Raw genomic sequence first — 16630 nt, 5'->3', positions numbered from 1 at the left:
GGCGTGGCCGTCGCTGAGCGTCCACGTGGTGGTGTTTTTCGGTGTCTGGCTGTCTCTTTGTTGCACGAGTGGCGCCAATCCGTTCCGGGCGTGAAGACGGTGAGCTGATTTCCGAGACTCTACACTTGCCCTGCCCGCCGCGGACGCCTGTAACGTCCGGGCCCCATCGCCCGAATGGGCCGATGGTTGGCCCGGCGCCTGCGCGGGCCTCATGCCGACACCACCGCAATTGGAGACCCTTGATGTCCAGGACCCTGCCCGACGCCGCCCTCGACCAGTTGTTCCGCACCGCCCGCACCCACAACGAGCTCGGCGGCGAGGTCAGCGACGACACCCTGCGCCAGCTGTACGAACTGGCCAAGTGGGGTCCGACCAGCGCCAACATGAGCCCGCTGCGGCTGGTGTTCGTGAAGTCGCCCGAGGCCAAGGCCAAGCTCGGGCCGGCCCTGGACAAGGGCAACTACGCCAAGACCATGGCCGCGCCGGTCACCGCGATCGTCGCCTTCGACCAGGATTTCCACGACAAGCTGCCGTACCTGTTCCCGCATACCGACGCCAAGAGCTGGTTCGAAGGCCCGCGCGAGAACCGCCACGACGCCGCGTTCCGCAACGGCAGCCTGCAGGGCGCCTACGTGCTGCTGGCCGCGCGCGCGCTCGGCCTGGACTGCGGCCCGATGTCCGGGTTCGACAACGCCAGGGTCGACGCGGCGTTCTTCGCCGGCACCGCGATCAAGTCGAACTTCCTCATCAACCTCGGTCATGGCGACCCGGCCAAGCTGTTCCCGCGCTCGCCGCGGCTGTCGTTCGACGAGGCCGCGCGGATCCTCTGATCGCGGCGCCGTCACCCGATTCCGTCTCACGCTCACCCCAGCCCCTCCGCCCAACCTCCGATGGAGCCTGTCATGTTCAAGCAGATCGTCCTTGCCGCCGCCTTGTCGGTCGCCAGCGCCGCCACGTTCGCGGCCCCGGTCACCTACGACATCGATCCCAACCACACCGACGTGATCGCGTCCTGGAGCCATTTCGGCTTCTCGCATCCGGTCGCCCACTTCGGCGATGTCGACGGCACGATCGTCTACGACGCCGACAACGTCGGCCAGTCCTCGGTGAACGTCACCATTCCCCTGAGCGGGCTGGAGTCGCACGTGCCGGACTTCAACGACCACCTGCTCAGCGCCGATTTCTTCGACGCCGGGCAGTTCCCCGAGATCACCTTCAAGAGCAGCAAGGTCGAGGCCGCCGGCGACAGCAAGCTGCGCATCTGGGGCGAGCTGACCGTGCATGGCGTGACCAAGCAGGTGCTGCTGGACACCACCATCAACAAGTTGGGCGTGCATCCGCTGGGCAAGCGCGAGGCCGCCGGCTTCGACGCCCGCACCATGATCAAGCGCAGCGACTTCGGCGTCGGCAAGTACGCGCCCAACGTCAGCGACGAGGTCGAGATCCGGATCACCGTCGAGGCGATGGTGCCGAAGGCGGAATAAGGCAGAATCCGGGGCCCGGACATCGGGCCCCGGCGCCGCTGTCATCCCATCTCCGTCCCCCACCCCCAGCCATCACCATGATCATCGAACGTCGCTCGCAGGACCGCGGCCATGTCCAGGCCGGCTGGCTCGACAGCCGCCACACCTTCTCGTTCGGGCACTATTACGACCCGGCGTGGATGGGCTTCGGCGTGCTGCGGGTCATCAACGAGGACCGCGTCGATCCCGGCGCCGGCTTCCCGACCCATGGCCACGCCAACATGGAGATCCTCAGCTACGTGCTCGAGGGCGCGCTGGCGCACAAGGACAGCAGCGGCGGCGGTGGCGTGATCCGTCCCGGCGAACTGCAGTGGATGGGCGCCGGGCACGGCGTCGAACACAGCGAGTTCAACGCATCGAAGACCGAGCCGGTGCATTTCCTGCAGATCTGGCTGCAGCCGGACCGGGTCAACGCGGCGCCCGGCTACGCCCAGCGCGAGGCCGCGGCGGCGGTGCCTGGCGGCGGCTGGACCCTGCTGGCCTCGCCCGACGGCGCCGAGGGCAGCGTGGCGATGCGCCAGGATGCGCGCGTGCTCGAGGCCCGGCTCGATGACGGGGAGGGGGCCGAATACGCGCTCGATCCCGCCCGCCGCTATTGGCTGCATCTGGCCCGAGGCGGCGCCCGGGTCGGTGCGCGCGAACTGCGGGCCGGCGATGCGCTGGGCTTCAGCGACGAGACCGGCGCCTTGCGGTTGCGGGCCGACGGCGAGGCCCTGGCCCTGCTGTTCGACCTGCCGGGCTGAGCCACACGACCGCCGGAAAGACCGTAGGAGCGGCGTAAGCCGCGAGGGCCTTCCCGGGAAAGCCCGGTCGCCGCTGACGCTGCGCCGGCCGATCGTCTCGAGAGGCGGCCGCGGCTGCTAGAATTGCCTCCCCCGCGACCGATCCCCCGCGACCCATGACCGCAGCCGCCAGCACCCACACCACCCAGGCCAACGCCGAGCAGCGCTACACCGTGACGCGTGCCGACCTGCCGCTGAGCTGCCCGACGCCGTCGATGGCGTTGTGGAACTCGCATCCGCGCGTCTACCTGCCGATCGAGGCCGAAGGCGAAGTGCAGTGCCCGTATTGCGGCGCGCACTTCGTGCTCGAGGGCTGAGCGGCGAAGCCGCTGGCGCCCGCCGCGCCGTTCCCGGTCCGGGTGACGGCCGCCGTACACGATGACCGCCATGCAGGGTGAACGCATGGACCATGCCGACGTGGAGCGTGCCAATGCGGAGCATGCCGGCGCCGGACAGGCGCGCCGGCGTCCGGGGCATCGGCGCACGGTGATGCAGCTGCTGCCGGCGCTGGATTCGGGCGGGGTCGAGCGTTCGACCCTGGAAGTCGCCGAGGCGCTGGTGCGCGCCGGGCACCGTGCGCTGGTGGTGTCCGCCGGCGGTCGGCTGGTGCCGCGACTGCGGGCGCTGGGCGCCGAACACCTCGAACTCGACATCGGCCGCAAGTCGCCGCTGACCCTGCTGCGCGCGCGCGCCTTGCGCAGGTTGATCGTCGAGCAGCGGGTCGACCTGGTGCACGCGCGCTCGCGGCTGCCGGCGTGGCTGGCGGTGCTGGCGCTGCGTGGGTTGCCGCCCAGGAGCCGGCCGCGCCTGGTCACGACCGTGCACGGCCTGAACTCGCCTTCGCGCTACTCCGCGGTGATGACCCGCGGCGAGCGGGTCGTCTGCGTGTCGGAGACGGTGCGCGACTACGTGCTGCGGCACTACCCGGCCACCGACGCGGCCAGGCTGCGGGTGATTCCGCGCGGGATCGAGCCGTCGGCGTTCCCGCCCGCCGCGTACCCCGATCCGGCCGCGCGCGCCTGGGCGGCGGCCCTGCATCCGCAACTGGCCGGGGACGGCCCATTGCTGCTGTTGCCCGGCCGCGGCACCCGCCTGAAGGGGCATGCCGATGCGCTGGCGCTGCTGGCGGCGTTGCGCGGCGACGGCGACGACGTGCGTCTGTGGCTGCCCGGCGCGCGCGAACAGGGTCGCGAGGCGTACATCGCCGAGCTGGAGGCCGAAGCGGGACGACTGGGCATCACGGAAGCGGTGGCGTTCTCCGCGCCCACCGACGCGATCGCCCGTGCCTACGCGGCCAGCGATCTGGTGCTGCAGCTTTCGCGCAAACCCGAGGCGTTCGGGCGGACCGTGATCGAGGCGTTGTCCTGCGGCCGGCCGGTGCTGGGCTGGGCGCACGGCGGGGTCGGCGAGCTGTTGGCGGAGTTGCAACCGGCCGGCGCGGCGCCGCCGTTCGACACCCATGCGCTGCACAGCCGTGCGCGGACGCTGCTCGCGCAGCCCCCTGTCGCAGCCGTTACGATGTCGCGCTATACCCTGCGCGCGATGCAGGACGCCACACTTGCCGTCTATGACGAACTCCTCGACTGAAACCCGTTCCGCGACCGCACCGGCGGCGCCACACGATGCCGCGCCGGGCTGGCGCTGGGCACCGGCCTGGATCCTCGCCTACGTGGCGCTGTGGCCGGCGCCGGGCTATGCCGAGGCGATGCTGGTGCTGGGCGCCCTGGCCGCGCTGTTCCGGCTGACCGTCTCGCGCTTCCGTGGCGGCGCCGGCCTGCTCAGCCACCAGGCCTGGGCGCTGACCAGCGTGTTGTTCTTCGCCTACTGGCTGCCGGAGCTGGTGTCCTCGTTCGATGCGGTCGACGTGGGGCGCGCGCTGAAGGAGGCGGCCGGCGACCTGCGCTACCTGCCGTTCCTGTGGCTGGCGGCGTCGGCCGTGGCCGACCGTCGCGGACGCCGGATCACCTTCGGTGGACTGGCGGCGATCGTCGGCATCTGGACCGTCGACGCGCTGATCCAGGCGGCGAGCGGCACCAGCCCGCTGTTCGCCGGCATCGACGGCATCAAGCAGATGATCAGCGGACATGGCATGTGCACGGCGGAGGAGATCGCCGGTGTCGATCGCCTCAGCGGCATCCTCGGCCCCTGCAACCTCAAGCTGGGCCTGGTGCTGGCCAGCCTGTCGCCGTTCGCGCTGTATGCCGCCGGGCGCCGCTTCGGCAGTGCCGGTTGGCTGCTGGCCGCCGCCGCGGTCGGCGTGGTGGTCGTGCTGGCCGGCTCGCGCGCATCCTGGATCACCTTCGGCCTGGTGCTGCTGTTCTCCGGCTGGCGCCTGCTGGGCTGGAAGAAGCTGCTGGGGGTATTCGCGTTCGGCGCCGCGTTGCTGCTGGTGTTGAGCCTGACCTCGCCGCAGGTCAGCCAGCGCGTGGAGCGGACCCTGCACGCGCTGACCGGCGACGAGGCCGGCGTCGACACGGCCCTGTCCGGGCGTGCGCGGATCTGGGGCGCGGCCGCCTGCATGGCGCGCGAGCATCCGTTCAACGGGGTCGGCGCGCGCGGCTTCCGCGAGGCGTTCCCGGCCTGCGATCCGACCCCGGACGAGATGGCGGCCTGGGGCGAGGGCCCGGCCTTCCATGCCCATCAGCTGGTGCTGGAGGTACTCAGCGAGACCGGCGGTTTCGGACTGCTGTTGTGGCTGGCCGGCGCCGCGCTGGCCTGGCGCGCCTGGCGCTTCGCCGGTGCCGCGGCGCGCGAGAACGCGCGTCCGGCGATGCTGGCGTTGGCGGTGACGGTGTTCCCGTTCAATACCCACCTCGCGTTCTACTCGACCTTCTGGGGCGGGCTGACCCTGCTGCTGGCCGCGCTGTATGCCGGCAGCCTGCTGGCGCGCGAGGAGGGCTGAGCGCGATCGCGCAGAGGCCGCGACGGCAATGAGCCGCCGCGGTCAGTTGTCGTAGGGCGGCGCTTCGCCGTCCGGGCGCCGCTTGAAGCGGCGGTGGATCCACAGGTACTGGCTCGGCGCCTCGCGCACCATCGCCTCGATCGCGGCATTGACCCGCGCGGTATCGGCGGCGACGTCCTTCGATGGAAAGTCCGCCAGCGGCTCGCCCAGTCGCAACACGTAGTCGGCGCCCTCGCGGCGATGGAAGAACGGCACCACCGCGCAGCCCGACAGCCGCGCGAACTGGTGGGTCGCGGTGATCGTCGCCGCCGGCACCCCGAAGAACGGTGCGAACACGGTGTCCTTGCCGCGCATGTCCTGATCGGGGGCGTACCACAGGATGCCGCCTTGCTTGAGGTGACGGATCGCCGGACGCACCTCCTCGTTGGCGAACATCGCCACCGCGTAGCGCTGGCGTCCGCGGCGCACCGCCCACTCGAATACCGGGCTGCGGTGGCGGCGGTACATGCCGGCCAGCGGCAGCCGGTCGCACATCAGCCGCCCGCACATCTCCAGGGTCATGAAGTGACCCGACACCAGCAGCACGCCGCGCCCCTGCGCGAGGATCGCTTCGATCGCCTCCACGCCCTCGATCCTCGCGGTCCTGCGCATCGGGGTCGCGTCGCCCCACCACGCGCGCGCGAACTCGAGGAAGCCGACACCGAGGTCGCGGAAGCTGTCGCGCAGCAGGGTCGCGCGCTCGGCCGGGGACCGCTCCGGCAGGCACAGGTCCAGGTTGGTCGCCGCGGCACGTCGGCGGCTGCCGGCCAGGGCGAACGCCAGCGCGCCCAGTCCGCGGCCGAGCAGGCGCTGCAGTGTCCACGGCAGGCGCGCGGCGACCATCATCGACGCCAGTGCGAGCCACATCGGCCAATGACGGGGCCCGAGCGGCGGGCGGGGAAGCGGAGTGTCGTCGCGCATCCACGAATTCTAAGGCAACGCCGGAGGCGCCCTGCGCGATGCGGCCGTGGCGGAGCAGCACGGCGCGGATCGCGCGCCGCACGCGCGGATCGCGCGCCCCTTCGCTATCCTTCCCCGATGCCCAGGCCCCGTCGTCAGCTTGCCAGTAGATCGCGCTGCCCCCGAACCGCGGTCGCCGCCGCGCGGCAGGCGCACCGTAGCGGGGCGATCGCGCCGGGTCCTTTGGGGTCGGGAAGCCGATGAAGGACTCGCCCGACCTGCTCGAGCGCCTGCTGCGCGGGCTGTACTCGGCGGTGCTCTACCTGCTGGTGCCGGTCACCCTGTATCACCTGATCTGGCGTGGTTTCCGCCATCAGGCCTATCTTTTGCGCTGGCATGAGCGCTACGCGGTCTACCACCAGCCGCCGGCCGATGCCGAACTGGGCCGACGCACGGTGTGGCTGCATGCGGTCTCGGTCGGCGAGGTCAACGCCGCCGCGCCGGTGGTCAACGCGCTGCGTCGCGCGCGTCCGGACCTGCGCCTGCTGATCACCACGATCACCCCCACCGGCTCGGACCGGGTCAACGCGCTGTGGGGAGGCGAGGTCGAGCACGTCTACCTGCCCTACGATCTGCCCGGCGCGGTCGGACGCTTCCTCGCCCATTTCAAGCCGGGGGTCGCCCTGATCATGGAAACCGAGTTGTGGCCGAACCTGTTGTTCGGTTGCCGCGACCGCGGGATTCCGGCCTATATCCTCAATGCGCGGCTGTCGGAGCGTTCGTTGCGCGGCTACCGCGTGCTGGCGCCGCTGGTCGCGCGCGCGCTGCGCACGGTCACCCGGGTCGCCGCGCAGTCGCAGGCCGACGCCGAGCGCTTCGTCAGGTTGGGGGCGGATGCAGGACAGGTGGTCAGGACCGGCAATCTGAAGTTCGACGTGCCCCTGCCCGACGGCATCGACGCCTTTGCCGCGCAGTGCCGGGCCGCCCATGGCGGCCGGCCGGTCTGGATCGCCGCCAGCACCCACGAGGACGAGGAGGCGGCGGTGCTGGCAATGCATCGCCGCCTGCGCGAACGGCATCCGGACCTGCTGTTGCTGTGGGTGCCGCGGCATCCGGAGCGGTTCCGGGTGGTGGCCGAACTGGCGCGGATGGCGGGGATGCGGGTCGCGACCCGCTCGCGCGCGACCTGGCCCGGCGCCGCCGACGAGGTGTTCGTGGTCGATACCCTGGGCGAGCTGATCAGCTTCTACGCCTGTGCCGACGTCGCCTTCGTCGGCGGCAGCCTGCAAGCGGTCGGCGGCCACAACCTGCTGGAACCGGCGGCGACCGGCACCGCGATCGTGACCGGTCCGCATCTGCACAACTTCGCCGAGATCCGCCGCCTGTTCACCGGTGCCGGCGCGCTCAAGATCGGCTGCGACGCCGCGGCGGTCGGGCGCGCGCTGGGCGATCTGCTCGACAATCTGGACGAGCGCGCGCGGATGGTCGAGGCCGGCCTGGAGCTGGTCGAGTCCGGTCGCGGCGCGCTGGCGGCGACGATGGCGCTGATCGAGCCGGTGCTGCCGCCGGTGGAGGCATTTGGCCGGTATTAGGGGGCGTGCAGAAGCGGAGGGCTGGGGTCGAGAATACGAGAGGCCGGATGGTCCGGTCTCTCGCTATCTGATCGAGGTGAGGTGTCTCACCGGCCGGTGCGGCAAGCCGCACTACCAGAAGATTCCCAGCCGCCATTCGCTCCCGGATAGGCAACGATGTCGATGCTCATCAGGCTTCCATTGCGCTCGACGACGCACTGCGTGTGGAGGGCCTCGTAGGTCGCTTGACGGGCGGCCTCTTCCGTAGGGCCGTTCCCCGAGGCAGTCAGAAGCAAGTACTCGGCCCTTGAAGCCACCGGGTACGCCAGCGCCAGGGCCAGTAGCGCCGATCCAAACAGGGCCTTCTTCATCGTGGACTCCTTGTCGAATGAGTGCGATGCCGCGCTTGTGTTGCCGGCGGCATGCCTGCCCTGGAAACGTGTCAGGACAGCTTCGTTCTATTTGGACAAGCGAGTTGCGTCAACGCGGAACCGCTGTTTCCTGCGGCATCTTTCAGGTGTCGTTTCCTACAGGTCCCGGCACCGTCCCCCATAAACGAAGAAGGGCCGGCATGAGCCGGCCCTTCTCGATCGTGCGCGTGCAGGAGCGGGTCAGAGATCGACCTGGGCCTCGGCGTCGACGGTCAGCAGGCGGTTGACGTCCTGCAGGTCCTCGACCTTCAGGGTGCCGGCGGCCTGTTGCAGCAGCAGGCGGTTCTGCAGGTAGTTGTAGCGCGCCTGCGCGTAGGCCTGCTGCGCGGTGAACAGGTTGCGCTGGTTCTGCAGCACGTCCAGCACGGTACGGGTACCGACTTCCAGGCCTACGTTGGAGGCGTCGTAGGCGCTCTGCGCCGAGACCAGGGCCAGGCGGCGCGCCTCGACCTCGCTGATGCCGGCGACCAGGGTCTGGTAGGCATTGCGCGCGTTGCGCTCGAGCGCGCGGCGCTGCTGGACCAGTTCGTCCTGGGTCACGTCGCGCTGGGCCAGCGCCTGGCGCACGCCGGACTGGGTCGCGCCGCCTGCGAAGATCGGCACGCTCAAGGTGATGCCGATGCTGCGGGACTTGCTGTTGTTCTCGTAGTCCGAGATGGCCTGGGTCAGGTTGTTGGTCTGAGTGCCATCGGTGTTGGTGTCGCCGTAGTTTCCGCCCAGATACAGGGTCGGCAGGTGGCCGGCGCGAGCCGTGCTGACATTGGCCTCGGCGGATTCGAGCTGGTATTCCTTGGCCTGCAGCGCCGGGTTGTTGTCGATCGCGGTCTGCACCCAGTCCTCGACGCCCATCGAGTTCGGCAGCGAGGGCTGGAAATCGGCCGGCAGCGCCTTCAGGTTGCGCACCGGCTGGCCGGTGATCTCGGCCAGCGCCTGGTAGGCGTCCTCGACCGCGTTTCGGGTCAGGATGGTGCTGGCACGGGCGCTTTCGTACTGGGCCTGGGCCTCGTGCACGTCGGTGATCGGCGCCAGGCCGACCTCCAGGCGCTTGGAGGCGTAGTCGAACTGCTTCTTGGCCGCGTCCTCGGCGGCCTGCGCGGCGGCCAGGGTCTCCAGCTGCACCAGCACGTTGAAGTAGGCGGCCGAGGTGCGGGTGATCAGGTCGTTGCCGGCGGCGTCGAGCTGGAAGTCGCTGGCCATGCTCAGCGCTTTCTGGCTCTTGAAGGCGCTAACCCGCGAGTGGTCGTAGATCATCTGGTCCAGACGCAGGCCGTAGCTACGGGTATCGGACTCGTTGCTGGTGTCGCTGGACGGCAGAGTGGAGCCTCCGATGACGTTGACGCCGTCGGAGTCGTTCCAGTTGCGCGTCAGCGAGGCCGAGCCGCTGAGCTGCGGCAGCATCGCCGCGCGCGCCTGCACCGCGCCTTCGCGGGTCGCCAGGCGGCTGGATTCGGCGGCGGCGAACTGCGGGTCGCCGGCGCGGGCCAGTTCATAGGTCTGCATCAGGTCTTCGGCCGAGGCCAGCGAGGGCGCCAGCACGAAGGCGAGGGCGAGGAAGAGGGGGCGGCGGATCATGCGGGGTCCTTATTCCTTTAGAACTCGAAGGTCGGTGCGGGGGCCGCACCGGCGAGGTAGGGGAGGTCGGTCTCGAACAACGACTGGATGCGCGCGGCGTTGACAGCGTCGCCGTCGACGCCATGCACCAGCACGGCTTCCATCACCGGCGAGCGGCCGCGGATCGCGAACATGCGGCCGCCGGGCTTGAGCCAGTGCATGAAGCGCGGCGGGATATCGGCGACCGCGCCGGTCACGCAGATCGCGTCGAAGCGGCGCGCGTTGTCCCACTCGAAGGCGTCGGCGTGGATCACGCTGGCGTTGCTGATCGCCTGTTCGGCCAGGCGCGCACGGGCACTGTCGGCGAGGTCGGCGTGGCGCTCGATGCTGACCACTTCGCGGGCGAGGCGGCCCAGGCACGCGGTCAGGAAACCGCTGCCGGTGCCGATCTCCAGCACCTCGTCGCCGGCCTCGACCGCCAGCGACTGCAGGCTGCGGCCCTCGAGCACCGGCTTCATCATGAACTCGCCGTGCGCCAGCGGCAGGGCGATGTCGGCATAGGCCAGGTTGCGGCGGCCCTCGGCGATGAAGGCCTCGCGCGGCAGCGTCGACAGCACGTCAAGGATGCGCGGGTCGAGCACGTCCCACGGCCGAACCTGTTGTTCGACCATCAGTTCGCGTGCCTTGGCAAAGTCCATCGTCGTCATGTCGGGTTTCGTCGTGCGCGGAAAAGGTGCGACATTCTAATCGACCGTCCGCGAAGGGGCGGCGACGGTCGCGCGCCGGAAGCCAAAGGATGGCCGCGGCGCCGAAGGTGATTTAGTGCCATAAGTCACCCGTACACAAGTAACGGCAGGTGTCGCCGCGCCGCTCAGTGCCGGCCCCGATCGGTCGCATAGGCGGCCAGGAACATGTCCACCGAGGCGGCCAGGTGCTCGTCGACGCTGCCCAGCGGCGGCCCGGCGCAGCCGAACACCAGGCGCGCGTGGTGCTCGCCCTTGAGCAGGGTGAAGAACTGGCTGGCGGCGCGCTCGACGTGGGCGATCTCCAGTTCGCCGACCCCGATCCGTCGTTCCAGCAGGCGCGCGAAGTCGCCCTGCACCCGCATCGGCCCAGACTCCCAGAACAACTGGACCATCGGCGATTCGGCCATCTGCGGCGAGCACATCATGCGGTGGCCGGCGACCGCCTCGGGGCTGGAGATCATCGCGTAGAAGGCCTGGGCGATCTCCAGCAGGCGTTCGCGCAACGGCAGTTCCGGGCGCTCCACGAACAGCGACGACGGCATCTGCTGCTCGCAATGGGCCTTCACCACCGCCGAGAACAGCCCTTCCTTGTCGCCGAAGTGGCTGTAGACGGTCAGCTTGGAGACGCCGGCCTCGGTGGCGACCTGGTCCATGCTGGTGCCGTCGAAGCCCTGCAGGGTGAAGATGCGCTTGGCCGCGTCGAGGATCGCGGCCCGCTTGGCCAGGTCCTTGGGCCGGCCGGGACCGGTCGGGCGGGGCGCAGGGGGGGAAGTGCGGTTCTCGGACATGCCTCAATACTAGACTACGCGGTTTGATATTTATACAGTACCGCCTGGTTCATTAATTTCGACTGAGGCCTCCACCATGCGCCACCCGTCCCCCACCGGCACGCGCGCGCCCCGATCCGCCCCCGTTCGCCGGGCACTGGGCCGTCCTTTGAGCTTGCTGTTGCTGGCCGCCGCGTTGACCGCATGCGGCGGCGGCACCGACGGCAATGGCGCGCCGCGCCCGGTGCTGGTGGCGCAACCGCAGCCGATGAGCGCGTCGGTGAATGCGTTCGCCGGCGACGTGCGGGCGCGTGAGGAGAGCCCGTTGGCGTTCCGGGTCGGCGGCAACCTGCTCGAGCGCCGGGTCGACGTCGGCGACCGGGTCGAGGCCGGCCAGGTGCTGGCCGTGCTCGACGGCGACGACTACGCCGCGCAGGCGCGGGCCGCGCAGGCTCAACTGAGCGCGGCCCAGGCCGAGCTCAAGCGCGCCCGCGACGAACGCGCGCGGTTCACCCGGCTGGGGGCCGAACAGGTGGTCAGCCGTTCCGCGGTCGATGCCCAGGATGCCGCCGCGATCGCCGCCCAGGGCCAGGTCGACGCGGCCCGCGCCAACCTGCAGGTTGCCAACAACCAGTCCGCCTACACCCGTCTGCGGGCGCCGGCCGCTGGCGTGATCGCCGCGCGCCAGGCCGAGGCCGGGCAGGTGGTCGCCGCCGGCCAGAGCGTGTTCGTGCTGGCGGCGGACGGCGAGCGCGAGATCGCGTTCGCGGTACCGGAAAGCGCGATCGCCACGGTCGCGCCGGGTCGACCGGTACTGGTCGAGTTGTGGTCGCGTCCGGACAAGCGCTGGCCGGGCCGGGTGCGCGAGGTCTCGCCCGCCGCCGATCCGGCATCGCGCACCTTCGCGGTGCGGGTCACCGTCGATGCGCCGGCCGGCAGTCTCGAACTGGGCCAGAGCGCCCGGGTCTACCTCGATGGCGGACGCGAGGCCGAGCTGGGAGTGCCGCTGGCAGCGCTGCAGAAGAACGGCGAAGGCGCCGCGGTGTTCGTGGTCGACCCGAAGGATTCGACCCTGCGCCTGCGGCCGGTGCAGGCCGGCGCCTACGGCCAGGACCGTGTCGCGGTGAGCGGCGACATCGGCGCCTCGGACTGGGTGGTCACCGCGGGCGGCCATCTGCTGCGCGAGGGGCTGAAGGTCGCGCCGGTCGATCGCGACAACCGGCCGGTCAAGCTGGCGGCGGCTGCGGACCAGGCCGGTCCGCAGCCGGTGGTCCAGGTTCCGGAACGCTGAGACGGCCATGCGCTTCAATCTTTCCGAATGGGCGCTGCGCCATCGCAGCCTGGTCGTCTACGCGATGCTGGTGGTGGCGGTCGCCGGCACCTTCTCCTATCTCAACCTGGGCCGCAGCGAGGACCCGGAGTTCACCTTCAAGGCGATGGTGATCCGGACCCTGTGGCCGGGCGCGACCGCCGAGGAGGTCTCCACCCAGGTCACCGAGCGGATCGAGAAGAAGCTGATGGAGACCGGCGAGTACGAGTTCATCCGCTCGTACTCGCGCGCGGGCGAATCGCAGGTGATCTTCATGGCGCGCGACTCGATGCGCTCCAAGGAGATCGAGCCGCTGTGGTACCAGGTGCGCAAGAAGGTCGGCGACATCCGTCCGTTGCTGCCGGCCGAGGTCGTCGGCCCGTTCTTCAACGACGAATTCGGCGACACCTTCGGCAACATCTATGCGCTGACCGGCGAGGGTTTCGACTACGCGGTGCTGAAGGACTACGCCGAGCGCGTACAGCTGGCGCTGCAGGACCTGCCCGACGTCGGCAAGATCGAGCTGTTCGGCGTGCAGGACGAGAAGGTCTGGATCGAGCTGTCGAACACCAAGCTGGCGACCCTCGGGGTGCCGGCGCAGGCGGTGCAGCAGGCGCTGGAGCAGCAGAACGCGATGGTCCCGGCGGGCTTCTTCGAGACCGCCAGCAGCCGCGTGCCGCTGCGGGTCGACGGCCGCTTCGGCACGGTCGAGGAAATCCGCGACTTCCCGATCCGGGTCGGCGACCGCACCTTCCGCCTCGGCGACATCGCCGAGATCCGTCGCGGTTTCGCCGACCCGGCGGCGCCGCGCATGCGCTTCCGGGGCCAGGACGCGATCGGCATCGGCGTGGCGATGCGCGACGGCGGCAACATCCTCGATCTGGGCGAGACCCTGGAGTCGGAGTTCGCGCGCCTGCAGGACACGCTGCCGGCGGGCATGGAGCTGCACAAGGTCGCCGACCAGCCGGCCGCGGTCGACGAGTCGGTCGGCGAGTTCGTCAAGGTGCTGACCGAGGCGGTGGTGATCGTGCTGCTGGTCAGCTTCCTGTCGCTGGGCCTGCGCACCGGTCTGGTGGTCGCGCTGTCGATCCCGCTGGTGCTGGCGATGACCTTCGCGACGATGGAGTTCTTCGGAGTCGGCCTGCACAAGATCTCGCTGGGCGCGCTGGTGCTGGCGCTGGGCCTGCTGGTCGACGACGCGATCATCGCGGTGGAGATGATGGCGATCAAGATGGAGCAGGGCTTCAGTCGCCTGAAGGCGGCCGCGTTCGCCTGGGAGAGCACCGCGTTCCCGATGCTGACCGGCACCCTGATCACCGCCGCCGGTTTCCTGCCGATCGCCACCGCCGCCTCCAGCACCGGCGAGTACACCCGCTCGCTGTTTGAGGTGGTCACCATCGCCCTGCTGGTGTCGTGGGTCGCCGCGGTGATGTTCATTCCCTTCCTGGGCGACAAGCTGCTGCCCGATCACGGCCACTCGGCGGCGCTCAAGCCCGGCTCGCTGGCCGCGCGCTGGCATGCGCAGCGCGAGCGCTGGGCCGACCGGCTCGCCGCTGGCAGGAGCGGGGCGCTGGCCGACTTGATCCGTCCGCCGCCGCACGACGGCCGCGACCACGACCCGTATGCGACCCGTTTCTACGTCCGCTTCCGGCATCTGCTGGTGTGGTGCGTGCGCCGACGCAAGACCGTCATCGCGATCACCGTTGCCGCCTTCGTCGGCTCGGTGCTGCTGTTCCGCTTCGTGCCGCAGCAGTTCTTCCCCGACTCGGTGCGCCCGGAACTGATGGTCGACATGGAGCTGGCCGAGGGCAGCTCGCTGAAGGCGACCGAGGCGCAGGCGAAGAAGCTGGAGGCGCTGCTGGCCGAACGCGAGGACCTGAGCAATTACGTCGCCTATGTCGGTACCGGCTCGCCGCGCTTCTACCTGCCGCTCGACCAGCAACTGCCGGCGGCCAACTTCGCCCAGTTCGTGCTGATGCCGAAAGACATCGAGGCACGCGAAGCGGTGCGCGAGTGGGTCATCGACGAGGTGGTGCCACAGTTCCCCGACCTGCAGTTGCGCGTGACCCGCCTGGAGAACGGTCCGCCGGTCGGCTATCCGGTGCAGTTCCGCGTGTCCGGCGAGCACATCGACCAGATCCGCGAGATCGCCTACCAGGTGCGCGAGAAGATCCGCGAGAACCCGCACGTCACCAACGTCAACCTCGACTGGGACGAGCCCAGCAAGGTGGTGCGCCTGAACATCGACCAGGAGCGCGCCCGCGCGCTGGGGATCAGCTCGGCCGAGGTCGCGCACTTCCTGACCAGCTCGCTGTCCGGCTCGCACGTGAGCACCTACCGCGAGGGCAACGAACTGGTCGAGATGCTGCTGCGCGGTCCGGAAGAGGAGCGGCTCCAGCTGGACATGCTCGGCAGCCTGGCGGTGCCGACCGGCAATGGCGCCAGCGTGCCGCTTGAGCAGATCGCGACCCTGGAGTACGGCTTCGAGGACGGCATCATCTGGCATCGCGACCGCCGGCCGACCATGACCGTGCGCGCCGACATCTACGACGGCACCCAGCCGGCGACGGTGGCCGGGCAGATCTCGCCGACCCTGGACGCGCTGCGCGCGACGCTGCCTTACGGCTATTCGATCGACATCGGCGGCACCGTCGAGGACTCCGCGCGCGGCCAGAACTCGATCAACGCCGGCATGCCGCTGTTCCTGTTCGTGGTGTTCACCCTGCTGATGCTGCAGCTGCGCAGCTTCTCGCGCAGCGTGATGGTGCTGCTGACCGCACCGCTGGGATTGATCGGCGTGACCCTGTTCCTGCTGGTGTTCCGGGTGCCGTTCGGCTTCGTGGCGATGCTGGGCACGATCGCGCTGGCCGGCATGATCATGCGCAACTCAGTGATCCTGGTCGATCAGATCGAGCAGGACCGTGCCGCCGGCGAGGAGACCTGGAAGGCGATCGTGGAGGCGACCGTGCGCCGCTTCCGACCGATCGTGCTGACCGCGCTGGCGGCGATCCTGGCGATGATCCCGCTGTCGCGCAGTGCGTTCTTCGGCCCGATGGCGGTGGCGATCATGGGCGGCCTGCTGGTCGCGACCGTGCTGACCCTGCTGTTCCTGCCGGCCCTGTACGCGGCCTGGTTCCGGGTCAAGGTGCCGGCATCGACGCAGGACTGATGCCGGCGCGTCACCTGTAGCGGTCCCGCAGGAGCGGACCGCGAGAGCCGTCCCGTAGGAGCGGCGCAAGCCGCGATCGGGCCTTCCCAGGAAAGCTTCATCGCGGCTTACACCGCTCCTACGGAAAACCGCAGCCCCTGCGTGGTGCGACTCAGTCCTCGTGCCCCCACGGCGGTGGGGGCGCCTGGATCGGCCGGCTCAGGTCGAACTCGACCCGGAACAGCCGTTGCGGGCGCGACAGCTCGTAGGCGAACACCTGGCCGGGCACGATCTCCATCGCCCACACATTGCGATTGGACACGCTGCGCCCCTCGCGGCTGAACAGCGCCTGCGACTCGGCATCGACCGGGAAGGTCTGCCGCTGTGCGCTGCCGGCATCGGCGGTGTCGCCACCGTAACGGGTCAGCACGTCCTCACTGCCATCGTCGTGGCGATGGTCGTGTTTCAGGCGCAGACCGGTGGCGGTGCGGCTCAGCACCCAGGTCCGCGAGCGGTCCCCGCCGACGTGGAAGGGAATGCGCAGGGTGTCGCCGTCGCATTCGCGCACATGCATGACCAGCGATTGGCCCGCGAACGGGTCTCCGGCCGCCGGCGCCGGTTGATCGGCGACGATCCGTCCGGCGAAGGCCTGGCCGCACAGCGATCGCATCCGTTCCATGAAGACGTCGGCGGGCGCCGATTCCGCAGTGGAAGCAGCGGCCGCCGGCACGGCCTCGGAGACGGTGGCCACCGGCCTGGCGCAGGCGGTCAGGGCCAGCAGCACGGCGACGGCAAGGGCGTGATGGCATCGATTCATCAGCGCACCCTAGCCGTGCCGCGGCCCCGCGGCAATCCGTCGGCGTCGCCACGTCACCCTGTCCCCGTAGGAGCGGCGCAAGCCGCGATGAAGCTTTCACGGGAAGGCCCGATCGCGGCTTACGCCGCTCCTACAGGGGGACGG

At 70.1% G+C, this 16630-nt stretch carries 15 protein-coding genes; 9 read left to right on the top strand and 6 right to left on the bottom strand.

What is annotated here, in order from left to right:
• Positions 1-242 precede the first annotated feature (242 nt).
• The 6 genes from FKV24_RS04810 (at position 243) to FKV24_RS04785 (ending at position 5207) form a co-directional block, all read left to right on the top strand.
• Complete coding sequence (locus FKV24_RS04810) at positions 243-830, top strand: malonic semialdehyde reductase (protein ID WP_141481565.1); 588 nt, start codon at positions 243-245, stop codon at positions 828-830.
• Positions 831-902: 72 nt separating this feature from the next.
• The gene (locus FKV24_RS04805; RefSeq protein ID WP_249040921.1) at positions 903-1484 is read left to right on the top strand and encodes a YceI family protein; all 582 of its coding nucleotides are present in this window, start codon (positions 903-905) and stop codon (positions 1482-1484) included.
• Between the two features lie 77 nt (positions 1485-1561).
• Entirely contained in the window at positions 1562-2266 is a 705-nt protein-coding gene (locus FKV24_RS04800; RefSeq protein ID WP_141481563.1) for a pirin family protein, read from the top strand.
• 155 nt (positions 2267-2421) lie between these two features.
• Positions 2422-2622, top strand: a complete 201-nt coding sequence (locus FKV24_RS04795) for a zinc-finger domain-containing protein (RefSeq protein WP_111267499.1) — start codon at positions 2422-2424, stop codon at positions 2620-2622.
• 172 nt (positions 2623-2794) lie between these two features.
• On the top strand, positions 2795-3892 hold the full coding sequence (locus FKV24_RS04790; RefSeq protein WP_249040924.1) for a glycosyltransferase: 1098 nt from the start codon (positions 2795-2797) through the stop codon (positions 3890-3892).
• Positions 3873-5207, top strand: a complete 1335-nt coding sequence (locus tag FKV24_RS04785) for an O-antigen ligase family protein (RefSeq protein WP_141481562.1) — start codon at positions 3873-3875, stop codon at positions 5205-5207. Before FKV24_RS04790 ends, FKV24_RS04785 begins: the two co-directional genes overlap by 20 nt.
• A gap of 42 nt (positions 5208-5249) precedes the next feature.
• Here the strand turns inward: FKV24_RS04785 and lpxL are convergent, their stop codons facing one another.
• Entirely contained in the window at positions 5250-6167 is a 918-nt protein-coding gene (lpxL, locus tag FKV24_RS04780; RefSeq protein WP_141481561.1) for an LpxL/LpxP family Kdo(2)-lipid IV(A) lauroyl/palmitoleoyl acyltransferase, read from the bottom strand.
• Positions 6168-6406: 239 nt separating this feature from the next.
• On the opposite strand from lpxL, the gene waaA reads away from it, so the two are divergent.
• A complete protein-coding gene (gene waaA / locus FKV24_RS04775) occupies positions 6407-7738 on the top strand; it encodes a lipid IV(A) 3-deoxy-D-manno-octulosonic acid transferase (protein WP_141481560.1) in 1332 nt (443 codons plus the stop codon).
• A gap of 86 nt (positions 7739-7824) precedes the next feature.
• Here waaA and FKV24_RS04770 read toward each other — a convergent pair whose 3' ends face one another.
• The 4 genes from FKV24_RS04770 to FKV24_RS04755 form a co-directional block, all read right to left on the bottom strand.
• The gene (locus FKV24_RS04770) at positions 7825-8088 is read right to left on the bottom strand and encodes a hypothetical protein (RefSeq protein ID WP_141481559.1); all 264 of its coding nucleotides are present in this window, start codon (positions 8086-8088) and stop codon (positions 7825-7827) included.
• A 240-nt stretch (positions 8089-8328) separates the two neighbouring features.
• Positions 8329-9720: a TolC family outer membrane protein gene (locus FKV24_RS04765; RefSeq protein WP_141481558.1), complete on the bottom strand. Its 1392-nt coding sequence runs from the start codon at positions 9718-9720 to the stop codon at positions 8329-8331.
• Positions 9721-9737: 17 nt separating this feature from the next.
• Entirely contained in the window at positions 9738-10406 is a 669-nt protein-coding gene (locus FKV24_RS04760) for a protein-L-isoaspartate O-methyltransferase family protein (RefSeq protein ID WP_141481557.1), read from the bottom strand.
• Positions 10407-10570: 164 nt separating this feature from the next.
• Positions 10571-11233, bottom strand: a complete 663-nt coding sequence (locus FKV24_RS04755; protein WP_141481556.1) for a TetR/AcrR family transcriptional regulator — start codon at positions 11231-11233, stop codon at positions 10571-10573.
• Between the two features lie 148 nt (positions 11234-11381).
• On the opposite strand from FKV24_RS04755, the gene FKV24_RS04750 reads away from it, so the two are divergent.
• Positions 11382-12503, top strand: a complete 1122-nt coding sequence (locus FKV24_RS04750; RefSeq protein WP_249040920.1) for an efflux RND transporter periplasmic adaptor subunit — start codon at positions 11382-11384, stop codon at positions 12501-12503.
• Between the two features lie 7 nt (positions 12504-12510).
• Positions 12511-15690 (top strand): efflux RND transporter permease subunit, encoded by a 3180-nt coding sequence (locus tag FKV24_RS04745; protein ID WP_141481554.1) that lies wholly within the window; start codon positions 12511-12513, stop codon positions 15688-15690.
• Between the two features lie 151 nt (positions 15691-15841).
• On the opposite strand, the gene FKV24_RS04740 is transcribed toward FKV24_RS04745, so the two are convergent.
• Positions 15842-16486: a hypothetical protein gene (locus tag FKV24_RS04740; RefSeq protein ID WP_249040919.1), complete on the bottom strand. Its 645-nt coding sequence runs from the start codon at positions 16484-16486 to the stop codon at positions 15842-15844.
• Between the last annotated feature and the right edge of the window lie 144 nt (positions 16487-16630).

Source organism: Marilutibacter maris (assembly GCF_006546735.2).
Taxonomy (GTDB): Bacteria; Pseudomonadota; Gammaproteobacteria; order Xanthomonadales; family Xanthomonadaceae; genus Marilutibacter; species Marilutibacter maris.
This window is presented reverse-complemented; position numbering and strand designations above follow the sequence as displayed.

Excerpts from the sequence above, each read along its gene's own strand:
- FKV24_RS04745 (WP_141481554.1), top strand. The coding sequence starts at position 12,511 with ATGCGCTTCAATCTTTCCGAATGGGCGCTGCGCCATCGCAGCCTGGTC.
- FKV24_RS04770 (WP_141481559.1), bottom strand. The coding sequence starts at position 8,088 with ATGAAGAAGGCCCTGTTTGGATCGGCGCTACTGGCCCTGGCGCTGGCG.
- FKV24_RS04790 (WP_249040924.1), top strand. The coding sequence starts at position 2,795 with ATGCAGCTGCTGCCGGCGCTGGATTCGGGCGGGGTCGAGCGTTCGACC.
- FKV24_RS04805 (WP_249040921.1), top strand. The coding sequence starts at position 903 with ATGTTCAAGCAGATCGTCCTTGCCGCCGCCTTGTCGGTCGCCAGCGCC.
- waaA (WP_141481560.1), top strand. The coding sequence starts at position 6,407 with ATGAAGGACTCGCCCGACCTGCTCGAGCGCCTGCTGCGCGGGCTGTAC.
- FKV24_RS04765 (WP_141481558.1), bottom strand. The coding sequence starts at position 9,720 with ATGATCCGCCGCCCCCTCTTCCTCGCCCTCGCCTTCGTGCTGGCGCCC.
- FKV24_RS04810 (WP_141481565.1), top strand. The coding sequence starts at position 243 with ATGTCCAGGACCCTGCCCGACGCCGCCCTCGACCAGTTGTTCCGCACC.
- FKV24_RS04760 (WP_141481557.1), bottom strand. The coding sequence starts at position 10,406 with ATGACGACGATGGACTTTGCCAAGGCACGCGAACTGATGGTCGAACAA.
- lpxL (WP_141481561.1), bottom strand. The coding sequence starts at position 6,167 with ATGCGCGACGACACTCCGCTTCCCCGCCCGCCGCTCGGGCCCCGTCAT.
- FKV24_RS04755 (WP_141481556.1), bottom strand. The coding sequence starts at position 11,233 with ATGTCCGAGAACCGCACTTCCCCCCCTGCGCCCCGCCCGACCGGTCCC.
- FKV24_RS04785 (WP_141481562.1), top strand. The coding sequence starts at position 3,873 with ATGACGAACTCCTCGACTGAAACCCGTTCCGCGACCGCACCGGCGGCG.
- FKV24_RS04800 (WP_141481563.1), top strand. The coding sequence starts at position 1,562 with ATGATCATCGAACGTCGCTCGCAGGACCGCGGCCATGTCCAGGCCGGC.
- FKV24_RS04795 (WP_111267499.1), top strand. The coding sequence starts at position 2,422 with ATGACCGCAGCCGCCAGCACCCACACCACCCAGGCCAACGCCGAGCAG.
- FKV24_RS04740 (WP_249040919.1), bottom strand. The coding sequence starts at position 16,486 with ATGAATCGATGCCATCACGCCCTTGCCGTCGCCGTGCTGCTGGCCCTG.